Genomic DNA, 18,430 nt, shown 5'->3' with positions numbered 1-18,430 from the left:
CCCACTACGCTATCTTATTAATATATCTAATCCCATCTAGGAAATTCTTATGCCAAGAGCATTGGTGGTTATTCTTTCAATACTGTTTGTAACAGGTTGTGCTGTGTTTGCTTCGCAGAACTTGGATCAAATGTACGGTGTTGAAAAAGTCTCTAATCGTGATGTCGATGTGTCTCAGAAAGACGCTGATTTTTATAATGAAAAAGTCCGTCCCATTTTGGATCATAGATGTGTCTCTTGTCATGCTTGTTACGATGCGCCTTGTCAGCTGAAGCTCACAGGCAAAGAAGGGATTGAGCGCGGCGGTTCGAAAGACCTTGTTTACGATGGCACGCGTTTATTAGCGGCAAAGCCTACGCGACTGTACATTGATGCGCATTCCCCAGAGGAATGGCGTAAAAAAGGCTTTTACCCAGCGCTTAACGAGCGCGGACAAAGCCCAGCTGCAAACCTAAATGGCAGTTTGATTTATCAGGCCATTTCTTTGCGCAAGCAACAAGGCAACTTTAACCAGCCCGTATTATCCGATGATTACGATTTTTCTTTAGCCAGAAATCAGCAGTGCTCCACGATCGAAGAATACGGTGATTTCAAATTGAACTACCCGAAATGGGGCATGCCCTATGGGTTGCCGGCATTGAGTGCGGATGAGTTTGATATTTTATCTCAATGGTTAGCCAAAGGCGGCAAGATGCCAAAACAGGCGCCCTTGTCCGACAAAATGCAAAAGTTAGTCGCCTTGTGGGAAAAGCGCTTTAATTCGTCGAATTTAAAAGGGCAATTAATTTCACGCTATATCTATGAGCACATTTATCTGTATAGCTTGTACCTTGGCAAAGGCAATGATCAGCCGTTTAGATTGGTGCGTTCGAAAACGCCGCCAGGACAACCGATTGAGCGTATTGCCACACGTCGCCCATACGATCCGCCAGGTGTCGATCATGTCTACTATCGCTTGTGGCAAGACCCTGAAGTGATTGTTCAGAAAAACCATATTCCATTCCAGTTGGATGAAGCGGTTTACAAGCGTTGGAATTCGTACTTCTACGCGACCGATTATAAGGTCACTAAAGACCCAGGTTATGACCGCGAAGTCGCCACCAACCCATTTAAAGCGTTTCAAGAGATTCCAGCGGATGCCCGTTACCGATTCTTATTGGATCACGCTCAAGACACCATTATGTCCTTTATTAAAGGGCCTGTGTGTCGTGGCCAAGTTGCGGTTAACGTCATCAATGAAAACTTCTGGGTGTATTTTGTTAACCCTGACTTAACCTATAACAAAGAAACATCGGATTTCTTAGAAAATCAGGTGCAGCATTTGGATATGCCGGCGGTCAGTTCAAGTAATGCCTTGCCGTTGAGTTCTTGGGTGCGTTTTTCTGAGCAGCAGAAATCGTATTTGTCCGCGAAAGCTAAGTTGATTGAGAAAGAGGTAAATGCGGGTGCGCCGATTAATTTGGACCTTATTTGGGATGGCTATGGTTATAACAAAAATGCCGCACTGACCATTTTTAGGCATTTTGATAATGCGACCGTTGTGAAAGGGCTCGTCGGGCAAAAACCCAAAACAGCATGGCTAATTGATTACCCATTATTAGAGCGTATTCACTACTTGTTGGTGGCGGGCTTTGATGTGTATGGCAACGTGGGTCACCAATTAGACACTCGTCTTTATATGGACTTTTTGCGCATGGAAGGGGAAATGAACTTCTTGCTTCTTTTGCCAAAAGACCAGCGTGAGAAAGTTCGTCAGTATTGGTACCGTGACGCCAATCAAAGCATTAAAAACTACATTTTTAGTGACTACATCAAGGTGCCAGTACAATCGCAGATTCATTATAAGACAACCCATTATCAGTCTGAACTTTATGATCAGCTGCGCGAACATTTGTCGAAGGTGCTGGACCACAGTCGTGACTTGGAAACCAGTCGTTTAACCCGCAAAGAAATTGCCACCCTGAAGCACTTACAGACGCTCAAAGGGGAAGGCTTGCGTTATTTGCCTAATACCGCGTTGGTGTTGGTGACGAAAAATGGCGCACCAAAAGAAGTGATTAGTCTGATTCATAATAAAGCACACTCGAATATTTCAAGTCTGTTTGATGAAGCGGCGGCACGTTTGCCTAATGAAGACAGCGTAACGGTTGTTAAAGGGGTGTTAGGGGATTATCCGAATGCCTTTATGGAAGTGGATGAAGGCAAGTTGAAAGCCTTTACAGAAGAGATTGCTAATATGGCAACGGCAAAGGATTATTCGAACCTGATGGCGCATTTTGGCGTGCGCCGAACGGACCCTCGTTTTTGGTCTGTCAGTGATGCGGTTGATAAATACAATCGCGAAGCGAGACCAAGAGAAAGTGGTATTCTGGATTACAACCGTTTAGAAAACCGCTAGTACGAACGTTGTTTATAGATATATCGAGATATCTCGAATCTTTTGCATTTGCTGCAAACTTTGAGCCTTGTCTATTGAGTAGATTACCCCAGATAATGGGGTATATTCTATTCAATGGACGAGCGCTATGATTCCACTTTCTATTCTTGACCTTTCGCCTATTACGGAAGGGAGCAGTATCTCTGATTCTTTTGCTCAAAGTCGGTTAATGGCTCAGCAGGCAGAGGCGAAGGGGTACAAGCGCTTCTGGTTGGCTGAACACCACGGCATGACTAATGTGGCGAGTTCTTCGCCCGCTGTTTTATTGTCTCATCTCGGTGCGGCAACGAGCACCATTCGATTGGGTTCTGGCGGTGTTATGCTGCCGAATCACTCACCTTTGATTATTGCGGAGCAATTTGGCACCTTGGCGGAGCTGTACCCGAATCGTATTGATTTAGGTTTAGGGCGAGCGCCGGGCACCGACATGCAAACCGCAAGAGCCTTGCGTCGTAATATGAACGCCGCGGTGGATCAATACCCTGATGATGTACAGGAATTGCAGCAGTTGCTGGGTAAGCCGACGAGCAATCAAAAAGTCATTGCGGTTCCAGGTCGCAATACCCAAGTGCCTATTTGGATGCTAGGGTCCAGTTTATACAGTGCGCAAGTTGCCGCTGAGTTTGGCTTGCCTTATTCGTTTGCTTCCCATTTTGCCCCCGATCAATTAATTCAAGCCTTAACCGTGTACCGTCGCCATTATCGACCAACAGAAGAAAACCCTGTGCCTCGAACGATGGCGGGTGTGATGGCTGTTGTTGCACAGACGGATGAAGAGGCCGCCTACCTATTTACTTCCGTCCAGCAGCAATTTATCAATTTGCGTCGGGGTAATAATGTGCCCTTTGCGAAGCCTGTAGAATCAATGGATGCGCTTTGGTCTGCTAGCGAGAAACACATGATTCACCATACGTTGCAGTATGCGTTTGTTGGCTCAAAAGCGTCGGTGAAGTTTAAGATGAAAAGCTTTGTCGAAAAGACAGGCATTGATGAGCTGATTGTCTCTTTTCCCATTTTTGATGCCCAGAAACGCTTGCAGGCACTGGCTCTGATGGCGGAAGTGCGAGACGAATTGAGTGCTTAATAATAAGAGCCCCACAGGTTAGGTTTTGGGGCTCTTATATTCGGCTTTACTTGTCGTTGTAAGGGGAAGGATCGCCCTTTACAGGCTGAGTTTTAAAGCGACGGTGAGACCAAAGGTATTGCTCTTTTTTGGTCGAAATAGCGTCTTCCATGAGCTTGTTGATAATGGTGGCGTTGGTCACGTCGTCTTCGGTTGGGTAGTTTTCTACTTCGGTAAAGCGGTACGTGTAACCGTTTTCTGTGCGTCCGTAGTCCAACATCAAAACAGGTGCTTTCGTCATTTTAGCGATGCGGCCAATATGAGAAATGGTGGCGCATTCGCGACCAAAGAAAGGAGCGAAAACAGAGTGCTTGCGTCCGTAATCTTGGTCGACTGCGTACCAGACTGGCTTGTTTAACTTAAGGGATTTCAGTACTTCTCGCATGTCTGAGCGTTCGATGGTTTTGCTGTAGACTTTTTTGCGTTGATGCTCCATGACCCAGTTAAACACAGGATTATTTTGGCGTTTATAAATCGGGTGCAGGTCTAGGTGACTGGCAATAAGGGTGCCGCACAAATCCAATGGCGCAAAGTGGCCGCTGATCAGAATGCAGCCTTTGCCCGCTTCAAGGGCTTTATCAACCACGGCTTGTGAGTCGAAATCCACTCTAGGCATCAGTTTCGATGCTGGCTGATACCAGGCATCAAAGGTCTCTAGAAACCCTTTGCCAGCACTAATAAAGTGTTGGCGAGTGAGTGCTTTGCGCTCTTCTGGGGTCATGTCTGGGTAGCAGATTTGCAAGTTAACGTCGCATATGTGGCGACGACGAGCGGCGGTTTTATGCAGTAATAAACCCAAGTATTTTCCCAGTGTCTGCTTGGCACGCCAAGGCAGAAAGCTGACCAGATAGGTGATGGACATGGCCAGCCAAGTTAGCCAGTATTTGGGTGCAAGTAGCTGCTTGAATGTTAATTCTGTCGTGCTTTTCTTAGCCACGATATCCCTCCAGTAAATCACGCCACTGAGCATCAGAGACGTTAAAATTTGTGTGTATTTGAGACTCTTTATCGAGTGAACGCTTTAGGCGGTTGATGTTGCCTTGAGTCCACTCGTCATGTATTTCGCGTTGCTCGCATTTGTCAAAATCAATGATCCAAACTTTTTGCTGTTTGTCGATCATGATATTGTGACAGTTAAGATCACTATGATGTATGCCGTGTCGATGAAACTCTTGTATCACATGGCCTATGTTTTTCCAGTCTACTGAGTCGCTGTTGCCGGCTTTAAGTATGTCGAATAAGTCGGTAGCGTCTTCAATGGTTTGGGTTAATAAATGGGCGCGATAAAAGCCCCATTTTTTCCGATAGATACCCGCAATCGGCTGTGGTACTGGTAAGCCAAGCTCGACCATGGTTTCAAGCAAGCTTAGTTCTTGCCAAGGGCGCGTGTCGCTTGGTTTGGTAAATAAAAAGGCGTCTTTATTAAATTTCGCGATCAATCCACCGCGTCGATAGCGACGCATGACGAAGTTTCCAAACTCGCTGTTAATAAACCACACTTCACCACGACCGTGTCCCGTGCCGATCAGGGCATTTTTCTTTTGCCAATAATCCGCTGAGAACCAGTCTGATTCAATAGGCAGAGACGCCTTGCTACACAAGAGTGTGGTGTTGGCGTCAATAATATGAGGATCCGGCATAGGGCTCGCTTAATCATTGTTCATTTATTGTGCCAGATAAATTTAGACACATTCAAAGCAGCCTATTCTATAATAATCGCCGATTTTAAACAGCACTTGAGGATAAGATGACACAAGAAAGCATTCAACGAATTGCCATAGTACGATTGTCGGCGTTGGGCGATGTTTGCCACGCAATGTCTGTGGTAACCGCAATACAAGCGCGCTACCCCGATGCCCAAATCACCTGGATAACTGGGCCTGCTGAGGCGCAATTGGTTCGTTTGATGCCGAATATCGATGTGCGCATTTACCATAAAAAATCAGGGTTTAAGGGCTTGTTCGCCTTGGGTAAGTCGCTCAAAGGCGTCAACTTCGATATTTTGTTGCATATGCAGTGGTCATTGCGAGCGAGCTTATTAACCCGAGTATTGAGTGCGAAAAGACGCATTGGTTTTGCGAAGTCCCATTCTCGTGAAAAGCAGCATTGGTTTGTTAATGAATTGGCGCCAGAGCCCACAGGAAAGCATGTATTGGATGCCTTGATGTCATTAGCGCGAGCGATTGATGTGCCGAACCAAGCACCGGCTTGGCGTTTGTCTATTCCTGAGAGTGGTCTGTCGTTGCCGGAACGTTTTGTGGTGGTGAACCCTTGTGGTTCAAAGGTAACCAAAGACTGGACCTTAGCAGGCTACCGACGTGTGATTGAGTCACTTTTGTCGAAAGGGCTTGCTGTGGTGGTGACCGGTGGGCCGAGTGAGCGAGAAATGGCTGTCTGTAATGCGGTGAGTGAAGGGCTTGATGTGTTGAATCTGGTGGGCAAAACGAGCATTGCGTCGCTGCTGGACGTGATTCAAAAAGCGGCCTTGATCATTAGCCCTGACACTGGGCCTGCGCACATGGCGACGATAGTGAATACACCGGTTATTGCGCTGTTTGCCTTATCGAATCCAAAGCGTACAGGACCGTATAATGACCAAGAGAATATTGTCAGTGTGTATCGTGAGCTGGTGGAAGAAGAGTCTGGAAAGTCGGTAGAAGCACTGCCTTGGGCAACCACGGTACATCGTGAAGACGCCATGGCTCAGTTACCCCAAGACGCGGTGATGGCAAAGGTAGATAGTGTGGTTCGTCAGCTGGGTTTGCTGGCTCCCTAGCGAGTTTTGTTGGTTCACTAGGGCAAGCGACAAGGGTGACGTGATCCGTGATCAAGAATAAAGGGTTAAACGAGGCGCGCAAGTCGCTTTTAACCCTTTATTGCTGAGTGTGTATTAAAGCAGTGCTTGTTCCGCTAGTTTTAAATCCAGAGTGGCTTTTAGCAGTCTATAAAGGTGAATCGACGCATCGATCTCTTCTTTTCGGTTGGTGAGACTTTCTATGTTCAAGCCGAGTGGCACGCCATCAGGCAGCGCCGTTTCCATAATCAATTCCAATGCGCTGCGACAGATTTTAATAGATTCATCCAATGGGGTTTCTGAACCTAGAATGCGATTTTTGGTCGCAACAGGCACCGAGATGCCCAACCACTCCATAAATTCCAATGTTTTGGCGCTACCGCAAGGTGTGAATGTCAAGATCACTCGTTTTGGCGCTACGCCTTGTGCTTTGCAAGTCTGTGCATATTGACTGATTAAGTCAGCGGTCGCTTGAGGGTTATACACCGCTTGGGAGATGAAGAATTCACAGCCCGCTTCTGATTTGTTGATTAAGCGTAGGTGCTCGTCTTTTTTCTTGGCGTGACGTTCTGCAATCGTGACGCCACCAAGATTGAAATCAAGAGGCATCTTGCCAAGAGTAGCGTAGGCTTCAGACAGTGGCAGTTTGATGTCGCCTTCAGAAGAGGGGGAGCCAACCAAAACGATGTCTTTGATATCGAAGTCATCCCACGCTTCTTGTAACCACTGGGTGAATTCTTCTGTGGAGCGTGAAGACACGGATTTGTAAGTGATCACTGGCTTGTTGGACGCGTCTTTTAGGCGTTTTGACCAAGCGCGAGGGTCGTGTGTTTCCATAAAAGGAAAAGGGCGTGGTTTATCAATACGGCTACTTTCATCTTGAATGTCATAAACGATAAGGCCATCCACTTCAATATTATCAAGGCGTTGCAATAATTTTTGGCTGATAAGGTCAAGTTGCTCGTCTTCAATGGATGAGCGTGGTGGTGTGGTGCCGATGAAGTAAACGCCGCGGCTTGGGTCGGCAAACTTGGTTGCTAATTCCGATTTCATGATGACAGGCTCTAAGTAGATGAAACGCACGTCTTATTGCGAAGTGTTTCGTTGTTCTTTAATGTTGTGTATATCCTAACAGTGAATTGCTTTCAGGATCACCTGTTTGATCTTGAATAAAACTAAAGATGAGGTGAGTTAGTTTGATCCACTGACCTTATAACGAAACAAGAGGTTCCTATGCTTGATTTAAATGCGCTTGAAAAGGATAAGAAATCTGGCTTGCCGCCAGTGCATACATGGCATCCTGAGTTCTGTGGCGACATGGATCTGGTAGTAAAAGCGAATGGTGACTGGATTCACGACGGCGATAAAATAAAGCGCCCTAAGATGGTGACCTTGTTTTCGCATATTTTATGGTATGAAAACGGCGAGTATTTTTTGGTGACGCCGGTGGAAAAAGTGCGCATACAGGTAGAGGATGCGCCTTTTTTGGTGACCAAGTGGCGTTACATTGATACCGATAAAGGTCAAGCCATTGAATTCACTACATTAACCGATGATGTGGTTGTGTTAGGGGAGGATTGCGAGCTTTGGTTGGCGGGCGAAGAGCACGCTGAACGACCTTATATTTCCATGCGTTATGGCATGAAGGCGATGCTTCACCGAAATGTTTTTTATCAGCTTGTTGAAGAGCTGGTCGCGGTCTCTACGCCGCAAGGGAATGGGGTGGGCTTGATGAGTGCAGGGCAGGCGTATTTATTAATCCCAGATGAGTGAAATCCTCGTGTGTGCGCTTGCTAGGCTGGGGTATAATAGTCCGTATTCATCACGGCCGTTAGGTTGTGTTTTCGTTTTTAGAAAGGGGTAGGTTACTTGTTGTTCAAAGATTTTGGTTTTGATAATCGTATTTTAAAATCCATCGACCATTTGGGGTTTGAGGAGGCGACGGAAATTCAGTCGCGTGCTATTCCTGAAGCCCTGGCTGGGCGAGATTTATTGGCGTCGTCTAAAACCGGATCAGGAAAAACACTGGCCTACCTTTTGCCTGCTTTGCATCGCGTTTATAAAACCCGTGCATTGTCTAAGCGCGACCCGCGTGTTGTGGTGTTGGTGCCGACTCGAGAGTTGGCTAAGCAGGTTTATGGTCAGCTGCGCTTGTTGTTAGCGGGCAGTCGTTATACTTCTATCTTGATTCAAGGGGGGGAGAACTTTAACGATCAGCATAAACAGTTGCAAAAAGACCCTCACTTCATCGTTGCAACACCTGGACGCCTGGTGGATCACCTAAAGCAGCGTCATGTGTTTTTGGAAGGATTGGAATTGTTGATTCTTGATGAAGCCGATCGCATGTTGGATCTGGGGTTTGCGGAAGCAGTGCGTGCTATTAATTCGGCGGCCAGCCATCGTTTAAGACAAACGCTGTTCTTCTCTGCGACCTTGGACAACACAGACGTCAGTGAAATCGCCAGCGAATTGCTAAAAGAGCCTTCTCGAGTCGCCATTGGTCAAGGCTATGATGAGCACAAAGACATCGAGCAGCATGTTTATCTGTGTGATCATCTGGATCATAAGCAAGACATTCTAAAACAACTTATCACCGGTCAAACCATCAAGCAGGCGATTGTCTTTACGGCAACCAAAAGTGATACCGCTCGCTTGGCTGAGATGATTGAAGGATGGGGGCTGACGACTCAAGCGCTGAATGGAAACCTGTCCCAAGCCGCACGTAATAAGGTCATGGAGAGTTTTGCGAAAGGGCAATTCACTGTGTTGGTCAGTACCGATATCGCGTCGAGAGGCTTGGATATTGCCAGCGTCAGTCATGTCTTTAACTTTGACTTACCAAAGCAAGCCGAAGAGTTTGTGCACCGTACAGGTCGTACTGGGCGCGCTGGCTTCAAAGGGGATGCTTACTCATTAGTAGGCCCTAAAGATTGGCACAATTTTAAAGCCATTGAAGCCTTTTTGCAGCGCAAATTTGACAGCGACGTCATCGAAGGTTTGGAGCCGAAGTTCAAAGGTTTGGCGCCTGCGAAACCCGCTCGTAAATTCGACAAAACGCCGGTGGCGACTAAAGCGCGTAAGGCCACTAAAAAAGCGCCGCGTAAAGCCGCAGGGCAAGAGCGTTTCCATGATAACAAGCAAGACGGTTTTGAAGCCTTTAAACTTCCGCCAAAGCGTTTTCCAACGCCAACAGACACAGGCGATGAAGACGCCTAGTCTCGCCTCGTTGAGCGATCTAATGGTTTTATAACATTGTGCGTGATTTAGCGTTTTATTGTTTGACAGTTGAGCCTAAATCACGCTATTGATTAGTTTTCCTCTTTTATTGGAGATGGGCCTATTAATCGTTTACCGCCATTAAACTCATTGAAGTGCTTTGAGTCTGCTGCCCGTCATGGCAGCTTTAACAAAGCTGCTCAAGAGTTGTCTGTGACACCTTCAGCGATTAGCCACCAAATTAAGGGCTTAGAAGGCTTTCTTGGGATCGAGCTGTTTCGAAGAACGAAGCGCAAAGTGATTCTAACCGAAGCTGGAGAATCCTATTTAAAACCCATTAAACATATTTTTGAGCAGTTGGAATTTGCGACCGCTGAGCTGAAAAGCAAACAGAAAATAGGCTCGCTTAAGTTGGCGGTTGCGCCGGCGTTCCTTACTCGCTGGCTTATGCCACGAATGGAACGTTTTCAAGAGCGCTACCCTGATATTCAGATAGAGATTAGCTCATCAACCGGCTTAATCGATTTCTCGGCTGGCGACATTGATATGGCGGTGTATTTTGGTAATGGCGACTGGGCGGATGTGGAAGCCTACTATTTATCCCCCGCTAAGTTGTTCCCTGTGTGCAACCCTAAGTTAATTCGACCAGATCAGCCTCTTAATGAGCCGTCAGATATGCGCTTTTATCCCTTGTTGCACGTCACCAAGCGTAAGGATGAATGGCATGATTGGTTGCAGCAGAATGGCTTAGACCCGAAAGTATTTCGTCGAGGCCTGATGTTCTCAAGTGGCTCGTTAACAGCGGGAGCCGCGGCTCAAGGCTTGGGTATTTCGCTTTCTAATGTGGATTTGGTCAGACCAGAAATAGAAGCAGGGACCTTGAAGGTCTTGTTTGATCAGCATTTGGTGAGTACTCGTTCTTTTTACTTGGTGTATGAAAAACGCAGTACAGTGACGCCTGCAATGTCGGCTTTTAAAGAGTGGATTATTGAAGAAATGGTTGGGGATTAGTATAGTCATTGGGCAACGACAAAGCTGAAAGGAAACTGGCTTTGACCCAAAATTCGTTTTTAATATGAAAGGCTTGCGTATATTTATGAGTACCGAATTAAAAGTTAATAGTTATTTTAATGATAGTGTTAAGTCCATCGCTCTAGAAAACCAAGAAGGGGTTTCTACCGTTGGTGTGATGTCTGTTGGTGACTACGAATTTGGTACCAGCCAGCGTGAATACATGACCGTTGTTTCTGGTCGTTTAACCGTGAAATTGCCAGGCGAAGCGACTTGGAAAACTTTTTCAAAAGGCGAGACTTTTATTGTTGAGGCGAACTTATCTTTTTCTGTAAAAGTGGAAGAGACGACCGCGTATCTTTGTCGCTACGAATAAGTAGATCAGCTCACGAATACCGATAAAAAAAGGCTTCCAATTGGAAGCCTTTTTTTATGTCTTATTAACGCTAAGCTTGTTAGCCGCCAACAACGTTGACCAATAAGGTGACTTTGTCGCCAGGCTGAACGTATTTTTGTCCGCCAACAATCGGGTTCCATTTGCGGATATCATTCAATGAGACGCGGAATTTATTCGCTACCATGGCAAGTGAATCCCCTGAGCGAATGGTGTAGACCACTTTTTTCATCACGCTGCGGTTACTGTTATTTTCTTTGGGTTCTAGCCAGATCACCAGTTTTTTACCTAGGTGAAGAGGGTCTGCAAGTCCCATGTTGTTCCAGCGCGCGAGTGTTTTTGTGCTGGTGTCGTATTTGTTGGCAATCAACCAAAGGCTGTCACCGGCTTTGACTGTGTAGTTGATCTTGATTCGATTGCGACCCGGTGCGCGTGATTGTTTGGCTAATAAGCGCTGGTGAGAGCTTAATGTGTAGCTTTCAATTTTGTTGCCAGCGACCGGAATCATCAGCTCTTGACCAACGCGAATCATGGTAGAAGACATTTTATTCACTTCTTCTAACACACTCACTGTGGTGTTGTGATGTTTGGCTACTAACAATAGATTGTCGCCCGCTTTGACTGAATAACGTACCCAGGTAACGCGTTCGTTAGCTGGGATCTCGGCGAGTTTTTTGCGAAACAAACCGGCTTTTTTAACGGGGATCAATAAACGATGTGGGCCGTCAGGCGCGGTTGCCCATTGGTTGAAGCCCGGGTTTAGCAAGTAGACTTCATCGATGCTGATGTCTGCCATGTCCGCGGCTTGGGCAAGGTCGAGCTGGCCACCAATGTTGACGCTTTCAAAATACGGTTTGTTGGCAATAAAGTGCGTTTTGTAATGGTACTTTTGCGGGTCTTTGATGATTTTTGCCAGCGCAATCAATTTCGGCACATAGGCGCGAGTTTCATTGGGCAGGTCAAGTGACCAGAAATCTGTCGGTTTGCCGGCGCGTTTGTTTTTTCTAATGGCTCTTAATACCGTGCCTTCGCCTGAGTTGTAAGCGGCCAATGCTTGCAGCCAGTTGCCATCAAACATCTTATGTAGACGAGTGAGGTAGGCGATAGCCGCTTGGGTTGAGCCAACAATGTCACGGCGACCGTCGTACCACCAGTTTTGTTCTAAGCCATACATTTGGCCGGTGGATGGGATGAACTGCCAAGGGCCGGAAGCACGGCCATGGCTGTAGCCGAATGGATCAAAGCCGCTTTCTACAATCGGGAGTAGCGCTATTTCAGAAGGAATGCCGGCTTTTTCTAATTCGCTAACAATGTAGTAAAGATAGCGCTGGCCACGGACAGAAACGCGGTCAAGGTAGTTTAAATGTGAGCTATACCAACGCAGCTGGGAAGATAAGCGAGGTTTGTTAATATCAAGGTTAAGTTTGAAACCTTGACGCATTCTCACCCACAAGTCTTTCGGTGGTTGTGGCGCGCTCGAAACGGCATTGTCGGTTGCGTTGTCTTCTGCTGTTGCGTCTCCATCATCTGGCGAAACAGGAGGAACGGTATCAATAAAGCCGGTTTGTTGCACATCGGCTTCGACCGCATCAGAATCCGTTTCTAGATCTGCTTGGCTGTTTTCGTTCTGGACATTGGATGCTGTTTGGCAGCCGCTGAGTACTAGGCTTATAAACAAAACCCAAAGAAAATGCTTGGTCATGGAGCTCACAATATAAATTTAAAGTCGGGACATTCTAAAGGTGTGACCGTATAGGTCAACTAAAAGTGTCTTTTGCTCGTCTTACTTGGCTAAAGGCCGCGATTTCATTGCTGGCCATTTCTTCCCCTAATTGCTTGGCAGCTTGCGCAACAATTGCAGGGACATGGGTTCTTAAAAAGGGATTGGTTTGTTTTTCTATCTGTATGGAGCTGGGCAAGGTCACTGTATTGCGATCACGGCGTTGTTGGCACTCTTGCTGAGTCTCTATTAGGTCGTTGTTATGGTGATCTAGGTGCAAAGCAAAACGGTAATTTGCCAAGGTGTATTCATGGGTGCAATACACTAGGGTGTTGTTTGGTAAGGCAGACAGCGTGTTCATTGCTGCCAACATTTGTTCTGCTGTGCCTTCCATAATCCGTCCACAGCCGCCACGGAAGAGTGTGTCGCCAGAGAATAAAACGGGGGTGGCTTGGTCGCTGAAATAGCAAAGATGATCCAAGGTGTGCCCGGGGGTTTCTAGTACGCGAAAAGAGCGTGAAAACACCTTGACCGTATCTCCTTCTTGCAACGGATGAGTCACCATGGGAGAAAGGTGAGCAGGGCCATAAACGGGGCACTGAAATTGGTCTTTTAGCGATTGCACGCCGCCGGTATGGTCTTTGTGGTGATGGGTAATTAAAATACCTGACAAGGTGAGCTGTTGTTGGTGGCAATATTGACTCACCACTTCTGCGTCACCTGGGTCGACTGCCCAGATGTGTGCGCTATCTTTCTCTTGGATTATCCAGATATAATTGTCGCTGAAAGCGTGAAGTGGAATAAAAGTCATAGTACAGCCTATCTTTTGCTTTGTTTCATTGGTCTGTGGCGTCCAGTGAAGCATGAATAATAAGAATGACGCGCTTACGTCATTTTAAGTAGAGAATCATTGTATGTTGAATGATCAATCAAGACAATTGTTCCAGACATGGTATAAAACAGAGCTTGGACAAAGCCTGAGTGACTTAGAGTGTTCAGAGATTGAGCGCGAGATAGACCACGCAGTGGGCTATTATCTGGTTGTGCAATCGCCGCTTAATGCCATTTCGCTTGACCAACATCGCTTGCGAGAAAGTATCTTAATTGTGCCGGAGCTTGAGTTGGGCGCGCCTAAAAACGTTGTGGTGGCAAAAGCCAATGAGTTGCCACTTGAGTCCGATGGTGTGGATGTGCATGTGTTGCATCACACGTTGGACTTATCGTTAACCCCTCACGATGATTTGCGCGAAGCCGCTCGAACCTTATTGCCCAGTGGTAAGCTGATCGTGATTGGCTTTAACCCTTGGAGTTTGTGGGGGATTCGGCGCTTGTTCTCGAAGCGCATGAAAGCACCTTGGTGTGGTCGCTTTATTGGTCACAGACGTTTAGAAGATTGGTTGAAAGTGGCCGGTTTAACGCTAGAGAAAAAGCGTTTTTTGCACTATGAGCCTCCGCTTCAAAAGGCCGCATGGCGGCAGCGCTGTCATTGGATTGAGCGCTTGCTTAGCCCGTTTAAATTACCATTTGGCGGCATTTATATTATGACGGCCACCAAGCAAACGCGCCGTTACATTCCCCTTAAACCTCGTTGGAAAAGCGCTCGCGTGCGAGTGCCTCCTTTTACTAAGCCAGCGGCTAAAGAGATGAAAGATTGAAAGACGTAATTATATACACAGACGGTGCCTGTAAGGGCAACCCAGGCATTGGCGGATGGGGTGCTTGGTTGACCTTTGGGGAGCATGAAAAACGTTTATGTGGTGGCGAGCATGACACCACAAATAATCGCATGGAATTGATGGGTGCCATCGAAGGCTTAAGAGCCTTAAAAGAAAAATGCACGGTCACCCTTTATACCGACTCTTCTTATGTGCAAAAAGGCATCACTGAATGGTTGGCAGGCTGGAAGCGCAAAGGTTGGAAAACGGCGTCGAAGCAGCCAGTTAAAAACAAAGACCTATGGCAAGCATTGGATGAACAATGCCAATTTCACGACGTAACGTGGAAATGGGTAAAAGGGCATGCTGGTATTGAAGGCAATGAAATCGCTGACCAGCTGGCCAATCAAGGTATTGATGAGCTGAGGGCTGCACAGTGAGACAAGTTATTCTAGATACCGAAACAACCGGTATTGACCCCAAACAAGGTCACCGCATCATTGAAATTGGCTGCGTGGAAATGGTGGGGCGAAAATTTACTAAGCGTCATTTTCATGTCTATGTGAACCCTGATCGTGAAGTAGAAGAAGAGGCGTTTCGAGTTCATGGTATTAGTAATGAATATCTGGCGGACAAGCCAAGATTCCATGAAATCGCCAAGGACTTCTTTGATTTTATTAAAGGCGCAGAATTAATCATTCACAATGCGCCCTTTGATATTGGCTTTATTGATCATGAGTTTGCGCGCATTGGCGGTTATCCTAAAATTGCTGACGTGTGTAAGGTCTTTGATAGTTTGGTGTTTGCTCGGAAAAAGCACCCAGGCCAGAAGAACAACCTAGATGCTTTATGTAAGCGTTACGGGATAGATAACTCGCACCGAGAATTGCACGGAGCCCTATTGGACTCTGAGATCTTGGGTGATGTGTATTTGTTGATGACCGGCGGGCAAACAAGCCTTGGCCTTAGTAGTGGCTCAGATCAAGATTCGGGTGACGATGATAACCCAGGTGAAATTCACCGCTTGAGCGCGGATCGCCCTATGTTGAAGGTATTAAGAGCCAGCGATGAAGAGCTGAAAATGCACGAGGAACGTTTGGATTTGATCGATAAAAAATCCGGCCAGTCTTTGTGGCGTATTAAGCACTGATTGCGTGTTTATTATTTAATACAGCAAACTGCTTCAACAAAAAAATGCCCTTATCGTTTGATAAGGGCATTTTTTGTGTCTGAATAAGCGCTTCTTACAAGAAGTTAAGCACGCAAATCCCGCCAACAAGGCTCAATACTATGGTGTATGGCAACGCCATCCAAACCATTTTTCCGTAGGATAAGCGCAGTAACGGGGCAATCGCAGACGTTAATAGAAACAAGAACGCCGCTTGGCCGTTAGGGGTTGCCACACTCGGTAAGTTGGTGCCGGTGTTAATGGCAACCGCCAATGTGTTGAAATGCTCTCGAGTAATGTGACCTGCGTCTAGGGCGGCTTTGACCTCGCCAATATAGACGGTTGCCACAAACACATTGTCACTGATGGCGGACAATACGCCGTTGGCAATGAAGAACATGATGGGTTGAGAGTGCTCAGGCATGTTCAATACCAGATCGATAATCGGCTGGAATAAATGCTGAGTATGGATCACAGAGACGACAGTGAAGAACACCACAAGCAACGCGGTAAACGGCATGGCTTCTTCAAAGGCGTGGCCAATTCTGTGCTCTTCTGTGATGCCGTTAAACGCCGTTAATAGCACTATCACCATTAAGCCGACCAAGCCGACTTCCGCCACGTGAAACGCCAATGACAGCACCAATAGCAAGGCGACTATGCCTTGTACTATGAGTTGTGACTTGTGCTTGTTGGTGCTCTTTTTAGAATCCTCTTCTTCGAAGTTCTTTAAGATGTTGCGAACGTTCTCAGGCAAAGTCGCACCATAGCCAAACCATGACATTTTTTCTAATACAATGACGGTCAATAAGCCACATACCAGTACTGGCATGGAAATCGGCGCCACACGCATAAAGAATTCACCGAAATCCCAACCTGCTACCTTGGCGATTAGTAGGTTTTGTGGTTCGCCCACTAGGGTGGCGACGCCGCCGAGCGCGGTGCCCACGGCGCCATGCATTAACAGGCTTCTTAGAAATGCGCGAAACTGCGCGAGGTCTTGATAGTTGACGGGTAAAATATGGTCGTCACTGCTGTTGTCGTATTTGCCGCTGGCTTGGTCAGACGCCACTTTATGGTACACAGAGTAAAAGCCTACGCTGACGCTGATCAGAACCGCGGTGACGGTAAGGGCGTCTAAGAAGGCTGAGAGTACTGCGGCGGCTAAGCTGAAAACCAATGAGATAATGATTTTGGAGCGGATTTTTACCAATAGCTTATTAAAAATAAACAGCAGCATGTCTTTCATGAAGTAGATGCCGGCCACCATAAACATCAACAATAGAATGACGTCTATGTTGTGTATGACTTCTTTGTACACACCATTAGGGTTGGTTAACCCTAATAAAACCGCCTCTATTGCAATCAAACCGCCAGGTTGAAGCGGGTAGCATTTTAGCGCCATAGCAAGGGTAAAAATAAACTCAATAATAAGAATCCAGCCAGTAATGAAGGGGCCAACAGTTAATAGTAGAATGGGGTTGAGGATTAAAAATGCGATCACGGCTTGTTTGTACCAAAGAGGCGATCCTCCAAGGAAGTTGTCGCTAAGCGCGTGTGACAGGGTGGCCTTCATTTATTGCTCCTTTATGAGTGGATTGCTTGCGCATTTTATCCACACTGTGAGTTTATTGTAAGGATCATAAGGGATAATTCTGCGCGTATCTATATTCTTAATCTCTTAATAGAGATTGCTATTTCTTTTAATTGCCCCAATATCATCAATAACTTATCACTACAAAGGAAGAGAGACTTGGAATTTTTGACAGATTATGCAGGCTTCATGTTGAAGTTGGTCAGTGTGGCCATTGTGATTGGTGTGCTTTTAGCGATGATTGCGAGCGGCAAAAGTAAATCTCGCTCTGGCAGTCTATCAGTGACCAAGCTGAATGAAGGCTATGACAGCATGAAGGCGGAATTGAATAATCAATTGCTGGATAAAAAGGCCCTAAAAGAGCAAGCCAAAGCCGCCAAAAAGCAGCTTAAGTTGGAGAAAAAAGCTCAGAAGAAAGGCGGACAGAAAAAAGACGAGCAACAAGAGACAGGTAAAAACCGCCTGTATGTTTTGGACTTTGATGGTGATATAAAAGCGTCTGCTGTGACCACTATCCGTGAAGAAATTACCGCCGTATTGAGTGTGGCACGCCCTGAAGATGAAGTGGTTGTGCGTTTAGAGAGCGGTGGCGGTGTGGTGCATGGTTATGGTTTGGCGGCGTCGCAATTACAGCGCGTGAAAGAAGCCAATATTCCATTGACTGTGTGTGTTGATAAGGTGGCGGCCAGTGGCGGTTACATGATGGCGTGTGTGGCAGACAAAATCATTGCTGCCCCGTTTGCGATTCTTGGCTCTATTGGTGTGGTGGCTCAAGTGCCTAACGTACACCGACTATTAGACAAAGGCTTGATTGACGTTGAGCTTCATACTGCAGGGCGTTATAAGCGCACCTTAACCATGTTGGGTAAAAATACAGACGAAGGCCGTGAAAAATTCAAACAAGATTTGGAAGACACGCATGTGCTGTTTAAAGAGTTTGTATCAAGCCAGCGCCCAATTTTAGACATTGACGCTATCGCCACTGGGGATACTTGGTACGGTTCAGAAGCGTTAGAAAATAAGCTGGTGGATGCGGTAATGACCAGTGACTCTTACTTGGTTTCTCACTACGAAAATGCGGATGTTGTGCAGGTGGCCTTTAAGCAGCCTAAAGGCATGGCAGAGCGTTTTGGCTTGTCTGTGTTTTCTGCTTTTGAACAAAAAGCGGTGTCTTGGATTAGTAAGGTGATTCAATCTCGCGGTTACTAGCCAGCTAGTGTGTTATTGGGTTCGTACCCCTAATGCAAAAAAACTCGACCCATGGTGACATGGCTCGAGTTTTTTATTGTTCTGGGATCAATCACCGTGCATTGGTTGT

At 46.5% G+C, this 18,430-nt stretch carries 17 protein-coding genes; 11 read left to right on the top strand and 6 right to left on the bottom strand.

Translation table 11 applies throughout. The features are described 5' to 3' along the window. Window positions 1-49: 49 nt before the first annotated feature. Both E0D71_RS00545 and E0D71_RS00540 read left to right on the top strand, forming a co-directional pair. Complete coding sequence (locus E0D71_RS00545) at window positions 50-2,398, top strand: fatty acid cis/trans isomerase (protein WP_133001358.1); 2,349 nt, start codon at window positions 50-52, stop codon at window positions 2,396-2,398. Window positions 2,399-2,525: 127 nt separating this feature from the next. Continuing rightward, entirely contained in the window at window positions 2,526-3,521 is a 996-nt protein-coding gene (locus tag E0D71_RS00540) for an LLM class flavin-dependent oxidoreductase (protein ID WP_133001357.1), read from the top strand. Between the two features lie 46 nt (window positions 3,522-3,567). Here the strand turns inward: E0D71_RS00540 and E0D71_RS00535 are convergent, their stop codons facing one another. Next, entirely contained in the window at window positions 3,568-4,497 is a 930-nt protein-coding gene (locus E0D71_RS00535; protein WP_133001356.1) for a lipid A biosynthesis acyltransferase, read from the bottom strand. After that, on the bottom strand, window positions 4,490-5,200 hold the full coding sequence (locus tag E0D71_RS00530; RefSeq protein WP_133001355.1) for a 3-deoxy-D-manno-octulosonic acid kinase: 711 nt from the start codon (window positions 5,198-5,200) through the stop codon (window positions 4,490-4,492). Before E0D71_RS00530 ends, E0D71_RS00535 begins: the two co-directional genes overlap by 8 nt. Before the next feature lie 107 nt (window positions 5,201-5,307). Between E0D71_RS00530 and E0D71_RS00525 the strand changes: the two genes are divergently transcribed. After that, a complete protein-coding gene (locus E0D71_RS00525; RefSeq protein ID WP_133001354.1) occupies window positions 5,308-6,336 on the top strand; it encodes a glycosyltransferase family 9 protein in 1,029 nt (342 codons plus the stop codon). 114 nt (window positions 6,337-6,450) lie between these two features. On the opposite strand, the gene E0D71_RS00520 is transcribed toward E0D71_RS00525, so the two are convergent. Then, a complete protein-coding gene (locus E0D71_RS00520) occupies window positions 6,451-7,407 on the bottom strand; it encodes a hypothetical protein (protein ID WP_133001353.1) in 957 nt (318 codons plus the stop codon). A 180-nt stretch (window positions 7,408-7,587) separates the two neighbouring features. On the opposite strand from E0D71_RS00520, the gene E0D71_RS00515 reads away from it, so the two are divergent. From E0D71_RS00515 to E0D71_RS00500, 4 genes are all read left to right on the top strand, one after another. Further along, window positions 7,588-8,127, top strand: coding sequence for a DUF1285 domain-containing protein (locus E0D71_RS00515; protein ID WP_133001352.1), 540 nt, complete (start codon window positions 7,588-7,590; stop codon window positions 8,125-8,127). Window positions 8,128-8,223: 96 nt separating this feature from the next. After that, window positions 8,224-9,570, top strand: a complete 1,347-nt coding sequence (locus tag E0D71_RS00510) for a DEAD/DEAH box helicase (RefSeq protein WP_133001351.1) — start codon at window positions 8,224-8,226, stop codon at window positions 9,568-9,570. Window positions 9,571-9,678: 108 nt separating this feature from the next. Continuing rightward, on the top strand, window positions 9,679-10,581 hold the full coding sequence (gcvA, locus tag E0D71_RS00505) for a transcriptional regulator GcvA (protein WP_279433431.1): 903 nt from the start codon (window positions 9,679-9,681) through the stop codon (window positions 10,579-10,581). A gap of 85 nt (window positions 10,582-10,666) precedes the next feature. Continuing rightward, window positions 10,667-10,957: a pyrimidine/purine nucleoside phosphorylase gene (locus E0D71_RS00500; RefSeq protein ID WP_133001349.1), complete on the top strand. Its 291-nt coding sequence runs from the start codon at window positions 10,667-10,669 to the stop codon at window positions 10,955-10,957. A gap of 79 nt (window positions 10,958-11,036) precedes the next feature. Here the strand turns inward: E0D71_RS00500 and E0D71_RS00495 are convergent, their stop codons facing one another. Together E0D71_RS00495 and gloB are read right to left on the bottom strand one after the other, a co-directional pair. Beyond that, entirely contained in the window at window positions 11,037-12,677 is a 1,641-nt protein-coding gene (locus tag E0D71_RS00495) for a LysM peptidoglycan-binding domain-containing protein (RefSeq protein ID WP_133001348.1), read from the bottom strand. Between the two features lie 55 nt (window positions 12,678-12,732). Further along, window positions 12,733-13,506, bottom strand: coding sequence for a hydroxyacylglutathione hydrolase (gene gloB / locus E0D71_RS00490; protein ID WP_133001347.1), 774 nt, complete (start codon window positions 13,504-13,506; stop codon window positions 12,733-12,735). Between the two features lie 103 nt (window positions 13,507-13,609). On the opposite strand from gloB, the gene E0D71_RS00485 reads away from it, so the two are divergent. The 3 genes from E0D71_RS00485 to dnaQ are packed head-to-tail and all read left to right on the top strand — an operon-like array spanning window position 13,610 to window position 15,500. Beyond that, window positions 13,610-14,350, top strand: a complete 741-nt coding sequence (locus tag E0D71_RS00485; RefSeq protein WP_133001346.1) for a methyltransferase domain-containing protein — start codon at window positions 13,610-13,612, stop codon at window positions 14,348-14,350. Continuing rightward, window positions 14,347-14,790, top strand: coding sequence for a ribonuclease HI (gene rnhA / locus E0D71_RS00480; protein WP_133001345.1), 444 nt, complete (start codon window positions 14,347-14,349; stop codon window positions 14,788-14,790). Before E0D71_RS00485 ends, rnhA begins: the two co-directional genes overlap by 4 nt. Beyond that, window positions 14,787-15,500 (top strand): DNA polymerase III subunit epsilon, encoded by a 714-nt coding sequence (gene dnaQ / locus E0D71_RS00475; protein ID WP_133001344.1) that lies wholly within the window; start codon window positions 14,787-14,789, stop codon window positions 15,498-15,500. Before rnhA ends, dnaQ begins: the two co-directional genes overlap by 4 nt. A 94-nt stretch (window positions 15,501-15,594) precedes the next feature. Here dnaQ and nhaB read toward each other — a convergent pair whose 3' ends face one another. Beyond that, the gene (gene nhaB, locus E0D71_RS00470; RefSeq protein ID WP_133001343.1) at window positions 15,595-17,094 is read right to left on the bottom strand and encodes a sodium/proton antiporter NhaB; all 1,500 of its coding nucleotides are present in this window, start codon (window positions 17,092-17,094) and stop codon (window positions 15,595-15,597) included. 177 nt (window positions 17,095-17,271) lie between these two features. On the opposite strand from nhaB, the gene sohB reads away from it, so the two are divergent. Next, window positions 17,272-18,321, top strand: coding sequence for a protease SohB (sohB, locus tag E0D71_RS00465; RefSeq protein WP_133001342.1), 1,050 nt, complete (start codon window positions 17,272-17,274; stop codon window positions 18,319-18,321). Window positions 18,322-18,430: the final 109 nt, after the last annotated feature.

The sequence above is a fragment of the Marinomonas sp. KMM3893 genome (assembly GCF_004352855.1).
Lineage (GTDB): Bacteria > Pseudomonadota > Gammaproteobacteria > Pseudomonadales > Marinomonadaceae > Marinomonas > Marinomonas arenicola.
The sequence above is the reverse complement of the archived record's forward strand: the minus strand, read 5'-3'. Positions and strand labels throughout refer to the sequence as shown.